Below are 13,034 nucleotides of genomic sequence, written 5' to 3'. Positions count from 1 at the left end.
ATTAATCAAAATTAATCAAAAAATATTCCACATGTTTTCTAGCAACCATTTTAAACCTCTTCTTCGTCGTGAGGGTCTACAGATTTCGTTAAAGCAGAAGAAATAATACCCGTAGGTATGGCCACTATACCCAAACCAATCATTAGAATAAAAAAAGTAAAAACCTTCCCGCCTACAGTAATAGGATAAACATCGCCATACCCCACTGTAGTAAGCGTTATAATGGCCCACCATAAACTATCAAAAATAGAAGCAAAATGCTCAGGTTGTGCCTCGCTCTCGAAATAATAAATACCTACTGCTGAAAAATAAATTAATATTAATGTAATAAATATAAATAAAAGGATTTCTTCTTTAGCTGATTTTATAGCTCGTGTAAAATGGTTTAAAGCCCGATTATAGCGAACCAATTTCAATATCCTAAATAATCGTAAAAAGCGCAATGTTCTTAAAGACCTTAAATCGACACCAAAAGACAGGTAAAACGGCAGAATGGCCAAAAGATCAATAACACCAAAAAAACTAAATATAAATTTACGTTTATTATCGGCAACATAAATTCTCAAGAAGTACTCAATAGTAAAAACAACCACACTAAACCATTCTATAGCCCGAAGTATAAGCTTGGTTTTTGGTTCCAAGTTTGGAATGGTTTCCACCGAAAATGTAACAATAGAAATTAAAATAAGCGCCTGTATAAAAAAAGCAAAACATCTACTTTTCCTATTGTTATTAATTTCTACAATGCTTTTAATATATTGCTTCATTTTTTTAATAACATAATGGTGTTAAAAAAAATGAAAAAAAACCAGTTTAAATAAAATTTAAAAATCTAGTTATTCAACATTTTCCATAAGGTATCCTTAAGTTCCATAATACCTTGTTGAGCAATAGAAGAAATAAACAAATATGGTACGGGCAATTCGTTATCGAGTTCTTCTTTTAGCTCTGCTTTAAGCTCGTCGTCCAGCATATCGCTTTTGGATATAGCGACAATACGGTCTTTGTCCAACATTTCTGGATTATATCTACGAAGTTCGTCCAACAGAATGTCATATTGCTTTCTGATGTCTTCTGCATCGGCAGGTATTAAAAAAAGCAAAATCGAATTTCGCTCAATATGGCGTAAAAAATAATGACCAAGTCCCTTTCCTTCTGCAGCCCCTTCAATAATTCCAGGTATGTCTGCCATAACAAAAGTTTGGAAATCTCGATATTCTACAATGCCCAAATTGGGTTTTAATGTAGTAAACTCATAATCGGCAATTTTCGGCTTTGCAGAGGTCATAACCGACAATAACGTTGATTTTCCTGCATTAGGAAAACCCACCAATCCTACATCGGCAAGAATCTTAAGCTCTAAGGTAATGTGTTTTTCCTCAAGAGGCATCCCTGGTTGTGCATAACGCGGGGTTTGGTTGGTAGACGATCTAAAGTGCCAGTTTCCAAGACCACCTTTTCCACCTTGCGCTATAACTTTCTCTTCACCTTCTTCGGTAATTTCAAAAATGATATCATTGGTTTCGCTATCCCTCACAACTGTCCCTAAGGGAACATCCACGTACTCGTCTGTACCATCAGAGCCAAAGCTTCTGCTCTTTGCACCGTGCCCACCATGTCCTGCTCGAATATGTTTCTTAAACTTTAAATGCAATAATGTCCAGAGGTTTGAGTTTCCACGTAAAATAACATGCCCCCCACGACCACCATCACCACCATCAGGCCCCCCTTTGGTAATAAATTTTTCACGGTGTAAATGTGAAGACCCTTTACCTCCGTTACCAGAGCTTACAAACATTTTTACGTAATCAACGAAGTTACCCTCTGTCATTTTTGTTCAATTTCAATATTCATTAATTTATATCTTGAAGAACATCTAGTAGCTACTAAATGTTCTTCTTTTAATTTCAATTTCTCGGTGACTTCCTATCATTAACACAAAAGAACCATAACCATCGAAATTATAATGTAATGCTTAGGCCTTTATGGTGTTGAAGTTTTTCGAGACCCACCCTATTAAAGGGTATCTATTACCGAATTTAAGCGCTCGGTAATAGCTTCAATGCTCCCAACACCATCTACACCAAAATATTTATTCTGGTCGGTATAGTAATCTTTTAGTATTGCCGTTTCGTTATAATACACTTTTATTCTGTTTCTTATTATAGACTCATCGGCATCATCGGCACGCCCACTAGTTTCACCTCTTTGTAACAAACGCTTTACCAAAACCTCATCATCTACCTCCAGGGCAATCATGGCGTTAATTTGCGAATCTTTACTGTCCATTAATTGATCTAAAGCTTTAGCTTGAGCATTCGTGCGCGGAAAACCATCAAATATAAAGCCATTGGCAGCAGCGTTCTTTTCAACCTCGGCATTCAACATATCTATCGTTACTTGATCGGGAACCAAAGCGCCTTTATCTATAAAGGACTTTGCCAACATGCCTAAAGCTGTTTTGTTTTTAATGTTATACCTAAACACATCGCCTGTAGAGATATGTACTAAATTGTATTTGTCTTTTAAAAAATCTGCCTGCGTTCCTTTTCCTGCTCCCGGAGGACCAAATAGCACTAAGTTTGTCATGTGTTGCGTTTCTTTAATTTGATAAATTTCCGGCAAATCTCTTCCTAGATTATCATAGTCCAGTCCGTACCCCACTATAAATTTATCTGGAATTTCAATACCGATATAATGTAGTTTAAAATCTTTTTTGTAAGCTTCTGGCTTGTAAAACAAGGTCGCAATTTGCAAGGATTTCACTTTTTCATTTTGAAAGATCCTATGCACTTCTGCGAGTGTTTTTCCAGAATCGATAATATCTTCGAGAATAATGACGGTACGCCCTGTTAAGTCTTGGGTAAGCCCTATTAAACGCTGGATATCTTCAGATGATTTTACGCCCTCATATGAAGCCAGTTTAATAAATGTAACTTCACAAGGTTTTGGATATTTCTTTACAAAGTCGCTTACAAACATAAACGAACCGTTTAAAATACCAATAAAAACAGGAATTTCATCGCCAAGTGCATTAGAAATCTCTTCCACCATTAAAGCGATGGCCGTATCGATTTCTTCCGCAGAAATAAAAGGCTTAAAGTATTTATCGTGAAGTTTTATCACTATTTTTCGATTTTTAAAAGAGACAAAGATAATCAATAGATTGCCGATTACCGATTTTTTGATTTATGATTTCGAAAGTAATTTGATATTAAAACGTATTTTTGCATAATATAGAACAAATTATTAGCAAAGCGAACAACATGAATTATTTCTCCTCAAATTTCAAACTCGGCATTCTAGGCGGTGGCCAATTAGGTAAAATGCTACTTAATGATACTCGGAAATTTGATATTTACACATGTGTTTTAGACGCCAGCACCGAAGCACCATGCAAAATAGCCAGCAATGAATTTCATATAGGTGATTTAATGGATTTTGATGCCGTTTATAATTTTGGAAAACAGGTAGATGTATTGACTATTGAGATTGAAAATGTAAATGTTGACGCACTAGAGGCTCTTGAAAAAGAAGGAATTAAAGTATATCCATCCTCTAAAACCTTACGTACCATCCAAAATAAAGCCACGCAAAAATTGTTTTATGTGGACCACAATCTTCCAACAGCAGCATTTTCACGTTTCGCTTATACGTCTCAAATACAGGACACGATTGACAATGGAGGCTTATCACTTCCTTTTGTCTGGAAAGCAGCACAATTTGGTTATGATGGTACGGGCGTAAAAATCGTGAAAACAATTCAAGATTTAGAAGGGCTACCTAATGTAGAATGTATTGCTGAAAATTTAGTGCCTTTTAAAAATGAACTAGCTGTAATTGTTATTAGAAATGCATCAGGAGAAACCAAGACATTCCCCGTGGTAGAAATGGAGTTCCATCCCGAAGCCAACCAAGTAGAATATGTAATTTGTCCTGCAAGAATTGATAAAAAAATAGCGAAAAAAGCGACCGAAATCGCTTTAAAAACATCTCAAGCCTTTAACCATGTAGGCTTATTGGCGGTAGAAATGTTTTTAACACAAGATAACAACATCCTAATCAATGAAGTAGCCCCAAGACCCCATAATTCTGGACATCAAACCATTGAAGCTAGTTACACCTCTCAATTTGAGCAACATTTAAGAGCAATTTTAAACTTACCTCTAGGGCGTACCGACAGCAAAGTAAGTGGTGTGATGGTAAACTTGGTAGGCGCCGAAGGCTATAGTGGCAATGTTATTTATAAAAATATAGAAAACATTATGGGCATGGAAGGCGTAACCCCACATATTTATGGTAAAAAACAAACCCGTCCATTTAGAAAAATGGGCCATGTTACTATAGTAAATGAAGATGTAAACGAGGCGCGACGAATTGCAGAAGCCGTAAAATTAACTATTAAAGTGATTTCAGAATAAATTACAACACAAAACCCCCAAATTCCAATTTATACAAAAATTGCGATCCGCCTTCATAAATTTGGAATTTGAATTTAAAATTTAAAATTTTATGAGTAAAGTAGGAATTATAATGGGAAGCAAAAGCGACCTCCCAGTTATGCAAGATGCTATAGACATCTTAAAAAGCTTCAATATCGCTGTAGAAGTGGATATTGTCTCTGCACACCGCACCCCAGAAAAACTGTTCGATTATGGAAAACATGCCCATACCCGTGGCTTTTCTGTAATTATTGCTGGTGCTGGCGGCGCAGCGCATTTACCTGGTATGATTGCAGCCTTATCGCCACTCCCTGTTATTGGTGTGCCCGTAAAAAGCAGTAACTCTATTGATGGCTGGGACTCTATTTTATCCATTCTCCAAATGCCTGGAGGTGTTCCCGTAGCAACAGTCGCTTTAAACGGCGCCAAAAACGCGGGTATATTAGCAGCACAAATTATAGGCACAAGCCATGCAGAAGTCCAACATACCATATCAGAATACAAAGAAGGCCTTAAAGCCCTGGTTATTCAATCTGCAAAAGATTTAAAATAAAAAAACTATGTTGGGATTTAACCCCATTATTTTATTGACTCTTATCGATGAGCAACACACGCTTTAAAAGAGCTTAATAACAATCAAACCTTTAACATATTTCAATACCATGCCAGAACATATTCTAACGAGCCCTTTTCAAACGAAATATACTACCGCACCATTTTCCAACATAGATGATAACGATTTCTTACCTGTTTTTAAAACTTGTATTGAAAAAACCAGACTGGAAATTGATGCCATTACCAATAATCCAGACGCCCCCACTTTTGAAAACACTATTGAAGCTTTAGAGTTTTCGGGCGAACAATTAGATCGGGTATCCAGTATCTTTTTTAACTTAAATTCTGCAGAAACCAATGATACATTACAGAAGGTTGCACAAGATGTTTCGCCTTTGTTATCTGATTTCAGTAACGACATTACCTTAAATGAAGCTCTATTTAAAAGAGTAAAAACGGTATATGATGCTAAGACAGAGTTAAATTTAACCACCGAGCAGCAAATGCTCTTAGATAAGAAATATAAAGGCTTCTCTAGAAACGGTGCCAATTTACCCGAGAACAAAAAACAGAGGCTGAGGGCTATTGATAAAAAATTAAGTCAGTTAAAACTTAAATTTGGAGAAAACACACTAGCCGAAACTAACAGGTTTGAAATGTTAATTACGGATGAAGACGACTTATCGGGCCTACCCGAAGGCACTATTGAAGCAGCAAAGCAATTAGCAGAATCTAAGGAAAAAGAGGGCTGGCTTTTCACTTTAGATTATCCTAGTTATATTCCATTTGTAACGTATGCCGATAATCGTGAAAGACGCAAAACCCTAACCTTGGCAGCTGGAAAAAAAGGGTTTCATAACGACCATTTAGACAACCAAGAGATTGTTTTAGAAATAGTAACATTACGGCACGAACGCGCTAACCTACTAGGCTATAAAACCCATGCACACTTTGTACTTGAAGAACGTATGGCAGAAACGCCAGAACAGGTAGCTATTTTTTTAAAGGATTTATTAGAAAAAGCAAAGCCTGCAGCAGAACGCGAATTTAAAAATCTAGAAGATTTTGCTAAAGAACTAGATGGTATTGATACACTTCAAAAATGGGATGGTGCTTATTATTCTGAAAAGCTTAAACAAAAGCTGTTTAATCTTGATGATGAGAAACTGAAGCCTTATTTTAAATTGGAAAACGTAATAAACGGGGCATTTATAGTTGCCAATACGTTATTCGACTTACACTTTGAAGAAATAAATACAATTGACAAATACCATCCAGACGTTTTAACCTATAAAGTTACCAACACGAAAGGGGATTTTATTGCTATTTTTTATGCTGATTATTTTCCACGACCAGGAAAACGAAATGGCGCATGGATGACAGTTTATAAACCACAATATATAAAAGACGGCGAAAACAGCAGGCCACACATCTCTATTGTTTGTAATTTTACCAAACCAACAAAAACAAAACCTTCTCTTTTAACCTTTAATGAGGTTACCACTTTGTTTCACGAATTTGGCCATGCACTACACGGCATGTTAGCGAACACCACCTACCCTAGTCTCTCGGGAACTAGCGTCTATTGGGATTTTGTAGAACTGCCAAGTCAGATTATGGAAAATTGGTGTTATGAAAAAGAAGCTTTAGAATTGTTTGCCACACATTACCAAACCGGCGAACTCATCCCTATGGATTTGATTGAAAAAATTAAAACCTCGGCCACCTTTCATGAAGGTATGCAAACGTTACGACAACTTAGCTTTGGTTTATTGGATATGAGCTGGCACGCTATAACATCGCCAGAAACCATTAAAAGTGTAAAAGCCCATGAAACAGACGCTTTTAAAAATACCACTTTGTATCCTGATGTTGCAGAAAATTGTATGAGTACTGCTTTTTCCCATATTTTTCAGGGCGGCTACTCTTCGGGCTATTACAGCTATAAATGGGCAGAGGTTTTAGATGCAGATGCCTTTGAGTATTTTAAAGAAGAAGGGATTTTCAATAAAGAAATAGCCTTAAAGTTTAAAGACAACATATTGTCCCAAGGCGGCACAGAAAACCCTATGACGCTGTATAAACGCTTTAGAGGGCAAGAACCTCAACCAGAAGCATTATTGAGACGAGCGGGGTTGGTGCCAACTAAAAACTAACTTTTGGAAACACATATGGTAGTAAAAACAAATCAGTAAAAAAAATATCCGATTTTTTATATTATTTTTGAATTGGAAAAAAATGAAGCTATAATGCCTATACACCAAATTGATGCGAATAAGTGGATTGACTTATACTCGGATTATCTTTACAATTATACCATATCGCGTATAAACGACAAGATAATTGCGCAAGATTTGGTTCAGGATACTTTTTTTGCTGGTTTAAAATCCATGAAAAATTTTAAAGGAGAAGCCAGTGAACGCACTTGGCTCATTTCTATTTTAAAACGTAAAATCATTGATCATTATCGCAAAATAAATTCAAACAAAGGAAAAGCTGAAGTTCGTATAAATTATAATAGTGATACAGAGTCTGAAGGCGACTGGCTTGAAGAGCGCGTCTCAGACCCCTTTGATAGAACGGCGGAGCACATTATGGAGAACACCGAGCTGGGAGATGCTATATACCAATGTTTAGAAAAACTACCTAAAAAACAAGCCGAAGCCTTTAAAATGAAAACTATTTTAGGCTATGAAACGGAGGTAATCTGTAATGAATTGAACATTACAGCGTCTAACCTTTGGGTCATCATTCATCGAGCAAGAACAGCGATGGCTAGTTGCCTCGAAAAAAATTGGTTTTAATAATGAGCAAGACATTTAAATTTTTCATCCCCTGTGATAAGGCACATATTGTTTGTGACAAAGCGCAATATAGAGAGGCTTCGCTATGGGAAAAAGCCAAACTTATTACGCATTTGGCCTTTTGTAAAATCTGCAGAAAATACACCAAAAACAACACGAAGTTAACAGACAAAATAAAAGAATCTCAGATACAGTGCTTGGATAGAAAGGACAAGGCCGCTATGAAAAAAGATTTTGAAAAGGCTTTAAAAGACTATTCAAATTAAGAAAGCAGAACCATTAGAACCAACCATAAAATAGACACACTTTCTACCCATAATGAACAGTAATACCGATTTTGCTCTTTGTTTGAAAACATTAAAAACAGAAAAGTAACAAGCACGACCACTAGTAGAATACCTTTATCATTAAAGGACACTTCATTCCTTAGCGCTTCGAGCACCAATATAATCATCAACAAAAAAGCTCCTAATGTTTTTGTTTTTTTTAACCCTAATTTTTGAGGAATAGTATTCAGCTTAGGGCTATCGTATTTTAAATCCCTAATTTCAAAAGGCAACATTAAAACCATAACAAAAAGCACCCGCTGTACAGCCACCAAGACCACATCTAACCGAATAACTCGATGGCTTTCCGCTAAAGGCAAAAACACAGTAACTCCCACCCAACTAAGTGCAATTATATAAATTTTAAGCCCCTTTACGTTCCTTAAATTTTGTTGTGCTTCTGTAGCCAAGCGCTTTGAAAAAAACGGCATCGCATAAAAGAACGTAGCCAAACCACAGGTCGCGATCCAACACAGGGTTTCCCCTTGAAGTTGCACACCATAATAGCACACTAAAGTAAAACAAATAAAAGACCAGACTTGTATCCACTTAAGCCAAACAGGAAGATTGCGATGATGAAATTTGGCCATTGCGTAGTATTTCACAAAATTATATCCAGTAATAGTTGCAAAAAACACAAAAGGAAGCACAATGCCATCGTAAGCGAGACCAAACTGAATAAGCGTTAGCCAGCTTAGCGAAAACACAGCAAACGCTACATGAATACTGCTGTTTATATAAAAATTGAGCAGAGGTTTCAAAAACTTCATTTAACAAAAATAGTTAAACTGTTGATAAGGTTTTCAAAAGGTTAAAAACTTTCAATTCCCAGACCTCTAAAACCTTTATAATTATTTAATTTTGCAGACTAATTCAATCCTATATTTCAATGAATACAAATGCTTTCGCACTGCGTCATATTGGCCCAAATGAAGAAGACAAAAAACAAATGTTGGACACCATAGGGGTAGCATCCTTAGAGCAACTAATTTCTGAAACCCTGCCAGATGATATTCGTTTAAAAAAAGAATTGAATTTAGATGCCCCGATGACGGAGCATGAATACCTTCTTCATATCCACGATTTATCTAAAAAAAACAAAGCCTATAAAACTTACATTGGTTTAGGTTATCACCCTACTATTTTACCTGCGGTAATTCAACGCAACATTCTTGAAAACCCAGGTTGGTATACCGCATATACGCCCTATCAAGCTGAAATAGCTCAAGGCAGACTGGAAGCGCTCTTAAATTTCCAAACTATGGTTACCGATCTTACAGGTATGGAAATTGCAAACGCCTCTTTATTGGATGAAAGTACTGCGGCAGCCGAGGCCATGGGCTTATTATTTGCAGTTCGCGATCGCAGTCAGAAAAAAAATAACATCAACAAGTTTTTTGTGTCTGAAAATATATTGCCACAAACCTTATCTGTACTTCAAACGAGAGCGACACCTATTGGTGTAGAACTGGTTATTGGCAAAGAAGATCGCTTTGATTTTTCATCTGACTTTTTTGGAGCTTTATTACAATACCCTGGAAAAAATGGTCAGATAACAGATATTAAGACCTTTATAAGTAAAGGCATAACCGCAAACATTAAGGTAGCTGTTGCGGCAGACATTTTAAGTTTGGTAAAACTGGAATCTCCTGGGAAATTCGGTGCCCATGTGGTTGTGGGTACCACCCAACGTTTTGGTATCCCCATGGGATATGGCGGGCCTCATGCTGCTTTTTTCGCTACTAAAGAGGCTTATAAACGTGATTTACCCGGACGTATTATTGGCGTTACGAAAGATATGGATGGCAAAAGAGCACTCCGTATGGCTCTCCAAACCCGAGAACAACATATCAAACGAGACAAAGCCACTTCAAACATTTGTACGGCACAAGTATTATTAGCTGTTATGGCAGGCACTTATGCAGTATATCATGGCCCTAAAGGCTTACAGTTTATAGCAGATAAAATTCATAATAAAACGTCAGAATTAGCAAAAGCTATAGCGAAATTAGGATTTAATCAAGTGAACACTTCGTTTTTTGACACGCTTCAAATAAAAACAGACTCTAAAAAAATCAAGAGGATAGCGAAAGAGAAAAAAGTTAATTTACGATATCCAGACAAAGAAACCGTTACTATTTCTATTAATGAAACAACGGGTATTCGAGATATCAATTATTTAATTACCGTATTTGCAGAAGCTGCTGGAAAAGACACCATCACCTTGAACTCCATTGCCGAACATCATAATATTCCTGAGTCTTTACAACGCCATTCAAAATTTTTAAGCATGGAGGTTTTTAACTCACACCACTCTGAAACGGGTTTAATGCGTTATATTAAATCGCTTGAACGTAAGGATTTATCATTAAATCAATCCATGATTTCTTTAGGCTCTTGCACCATGAAGTTAAATGCAGCAGCAGAAATGATGCCTTTAAGTTGGTTTAAATGGGGTAACATCCATCCTTTTGCTCCAAATAAACAAGCCCAAGGCTATTTAACCGTTTTAAAAGCACTTGAAGATCAATTATCAGAGATCACTGGTTTTGCCGCCACATCCTTACAACCAAATTCTGGTGCTCAAGGCGAATATGCAGGTCTTATGGTGATTAAAGCCTACCATGAATCTCGTAATGAAGCCCATAGAAACATATGCTTAATACCGGCTTCTGCCCATGGCACCAATCCTGCCAGCGCCGTAATGGCCGGCATGAAGGTTGTTGTTACAAAATCTACAGATGAAGGCAATATTGATGTTGAAGATTTACGCGAAAAAGCAATATTACATAAAGAAAATTTATCCTGCATAATGGTTACTTACCCCTCTACGCATGGAGTATACGAATCGGCCATTAAGGAAATCACTAAGATTATCCACGATAATGGCGGACAAGTTTACATGGATGGCGCCAATATGAACGCACAAGTAGGATTAACAAATCCAGGAAGTATTGGAGCAGATGTGTGCCATTTAAATCTGCATAAAACCTTTGCAATCCCGCATGGCGGTGGCGGTCCTGGTGTTGGCCCCATATGTGTTGCCAAACAATTAGCACCCTTTTTACCTGGAAATCCCGTTAAAAAAACAGGAGGCCAAAAAGCGATTACGGCAATTTCTGCCGCTCCTTTCGGTTCTGCTCTGGCTTGCCTCATCTCTTATGGATACATCAAAATGCTTGGCACAGAAGGCTTAACGGAGTGTACCAGAACTGCAATTTTAAATGCAAATTATATTAAAACACGATTACAAGGCTCCTTTGAGACCTTATATTCGGGCGAGCGTGGCCGTGCTGCCCATGAAATGATTGTAGATTGCCGCCCTTTTAAAGCCCATGGTATTGAGGTAAGCGACATTGCTAAACGACTCATAGATTACGGTTTTCATGCCCCCACTGTATCTTTCCCTGTGGCTGGAACCTTAATGATAGAACCTACCGAGAGTGAAAACAAAGCAGAAATAGATCGTTTTTGTGACGCTCTCATTTCTATAAAAAAAGAAATAGACCGCACATCACTTGACGCCCCCAATAATGTACTTAAAAACGCACCACATACCATGAGCATGCTTACTGCAGATGAGTGGCACTTCCCGTATTCGCGAGAAACTGCTGCATTTCCATTAGATTACTTAAAGGACAATAAGTTTTGGCCTACCGTAAGACGTGTGAATGATGCCTATGGCGATAGAAATTTAATGTGTACTTGTGCGCCTATAGAGGCGTACATGGAAGCCTAACCAATAGGTGTTGGGCATCGTAAAAGTTCTAAAAGAAATAAACGCATTAATCCATTTGCCAGTATATTTGAATAGTTAAAATAACCAATAGCATTTTTGTTTTATGAATATAAAGATTACAGGTACGGGAAGCTACATCCCTACTGAAGTTGAAAAAAACGAAAACTTTTATCAACATCGATTTCTAAACACTGATGGCTCTGCCATAAACCACCCTAATAACGTTATTGTTAAAAAATTTCAAGCCATTACGGGTATTGCTGAACGTCGGTATGCGAAGCATGACTTAAACTCATCTGACTTAGGTTTCTTTGCTGCCGAAAAAGCTATTGCCGATGCTAAAATAGATCCTGAAACTTTAGATTTCATTATTGTAGCGCATAACTTCGGCGACGTAAAACATAACACTGTCCAAAGTGATATGTTACCTAGTTTAGCTACACGAATTAAACATAATTTACGGATCCAAAACCCTAAATGTGTTGTATTCGATATTTTATTTGGCTGCCCTGGCTGGATACAAGGCGTTATTCAGGCGAAAGCCTTTATACAATCGGGCATGGCAAAACGTTGTTTAGTTGTTGGTACCGAAACCCTTTCTAGAGTTGTAGACCAACACGACAGAGATGCCATGATTTTTTCTGATGGTGCAGGCGCGGCTATTATTGAAGCGACAGATGATGGTAGTGGTATTCTATCTCATGAAACCGGTAGTTACACTTATGATGAGGCCTATTACTTATACTTCGGAAAATCAAACAACCAAGAACTGGACAGTGATACGCGCTATATCAAAATGGAAGGGCGTAAAATTTATGAATTCGCACTTAATACGGTTCCAAAAGCCATGAAATCTGCATTAGACCAAAGCGGTGTTGATATTCAGGATGTGAAGAAAATATTTGTACATCAAGCCAATGAGAAAATGGACGAAGCTATTTTAAAACGCTTTTATAAACTTTACGACTGTGACATTCCAGAGAACATTATGCCCATGAGCATTCAGAAATTAGGAAACAGTTCTGTAGCTACCGTTCCAACGCTTTTTGATTTGGTTCGAAACAATAAACTAGAAGGCCATTCCCTTTCTAAGGGCGATGTTATTATGTTTGCAAGTGTTGGAGCTGGCATGCATGTAAATGCCATTGTTTATAGGTACTAGAATGTG

11 protein-coding genes are annotated in these 13,034 nt (G+C 37.2%); 7 read left to right on the top strand and 4 right to left on the bottom strand.

Features of this window, described 5'->3' with window-relative positions; genetic code table 11:
* Positions 1–50: 50 nt before the first annotated feature.
* From ACFFU9_RS10925 to ACFFU9_RS10915, 3 genes are all read right to left on the bottom strand, one after another.
* A complete protein-coding gene (locus ACFFU9_RS10925; RefSeq protein WP_379861475.1) occupies positions 51–767 on the bottom strand; it encodes an ion transporter in 717 nt (238 codons plus the stop codon).
* Between the two features lie 65 nt (positions 768–832).
* Positions 833–1,831: a GTPase ObgE gene (obgE, locus tag ACFFU9_RS10920; RefSeq protein ID WP_379861474.1), complete on the bottom strand. Its 999-nt coding sequence runs from the start codon at positions 1,829–1,831 to the stop codon at positions 833–835.
* 185 nt (positions 1,832–2,016) lie between these two features.
* A complete protein-coding gene (locus ACFFU9_RS10915; RefSeq protein ID WP_379861472.1) occupies positions 2,017–3,126 on the bottom strand; it encodes an adenylate kinase in 1,110 nt (369 codons plus the stop codon).
* Between the two features lie 140 nt (positions 3,127–3,266).
* Between ACFFU9_RS10915 and ACFFU9_RS10910 the strand changes: the two genes are divergently transcribed.
* The 5 genes from ACFFU9_RS10910 to ACFFU9_RS10890 all read left to right on the top strand — a co-directional run bounded on the left by ACFFU9_RS10910 (position 3,267) and on the right by ACFFU9_RS10890 (position 8,067).
* On the top strand, positions 3,267–4,421 hold the full coding sequence (locus ACFFU9_RS10910; protein WP_379861496.1) for a 5-(carboxyamino)imidazole ribonucleotide synthase: 1,155 nt from the start codon (positions 3,267–3,269) through the stop codon (positions 4,419–4,421).
* 91 nt (positions 4,422–4,512) lie between these two features.
* Complete coding sequence (gene purE / locus ACFFU9_RS10905) at positions 4,513–4,995, top strand: 5-(carboxyamino)imidazole ribonucleotide mutase (protein ID WP_379861471.1); 483 nt, start codon at positions 4,513–4,515, stop codon at positions 4,993–4,995.
* Between the two features lie 109 nt (positions 4,996–5,104).
* Positions 5,105–7,153, top strand: a complete 2,049-nt coding sequence (locus ACFFU9_RS10900; protein WP_379861470.1) for a M3 family metallopeptidase — start codon at positions 5,105–5,107, stop codon at positions 7,151–7,153.
* 93 nt (positions 7,154–7,246) lie between these two features.
* The gene (locus tag ACFFU9_RS10895) at positions 7,247–7,801 is read left to right on the top strand and encodes a sigma-70 family RNA polymerase sigma factor (RefSeq protein ID WP_379861469.1); all 555 of its coding nucleotides are present in this window, start codon (positions 7,247–7,249) and stop codon (positions 7,799–7,801) included.
* Between the two features lie 2 nt (positions 7,802–7,803).
* On the top strand, positions 7,804–8,067 hold the full coding sequence (locus ACFFU9_RS10890) for a hypothetical protein (RefSeq protein WP_379861468.1): 264 nt from the start codon (positions 7,804–7,806) through the stop codon (positions 8,065–8,067).
* Here ACFFU9_RS10890 and ACFFU9_RS10885 read toward each other — a convergent pair.
* Positions 8,064–8,897: a UbiA prenyltransferase family protein gene (locus ACFFU9_RS10885; protein ID WP_379861467.1), complete on the bottom strand. Its 834-nt coding sequence runs from the start codon at positions 8,895–8,897 to the stop codon at positions 8,064–8,066. The two genes, ACFFU9_RS10890 and ACFFU9_RS10885, sit on opposite strands and share 4 nt — an antisense overlap.
* Before the next feature lie 119 nt (positions 8,898–9,016).
* Here ACFFU9_RS10885 and gcvP point away from each other — a divergent pair, with 119 nt between their 5' ends.
* Positions 9,017–11,866: an aminomethyl-transferring glycine dehydrogenase gene (gene gcvP, locus ACFFU9_RS10880; protein WP_379861466.1), complete on the top strand. Its 2,850-nt coding sequence runs from the start codon at positions 9,017–9,019 to the stop codon at positions 11,864–11,866.
* Between the two features lie 103 nt (positions 11,867–11,969).
* Positions 11,970–13,028 (top strand): 3-oxoacyl-ACP synthase III family protein, encoded by a 1,059-nt coding sequence (locus ACFFU9_RS10875; RefSeq protein ID WP_379861465.1) that lies wholly within the window; start codon positions 11,970–11,972, stop codon positions 13,026–13,028.
* Positions 13,029–13,034: the final 6 nt, after the last annotated feature.

This window comes from Mariniflexile ostreae, from assembly GCF_042427585.1.
Classification (GTDB): domain Bacteria; phylum Bacteroidota; class Bacteroidia; order Flavobacteriales; family Flavobacteriaceae; genus Pseudalgibacter; species Pseudalgibacter ostreae.
Note: the sequence above shows the minus strand (reverse complement) of the source record. Positions and strands in the feature narration are given on the sequence as shown.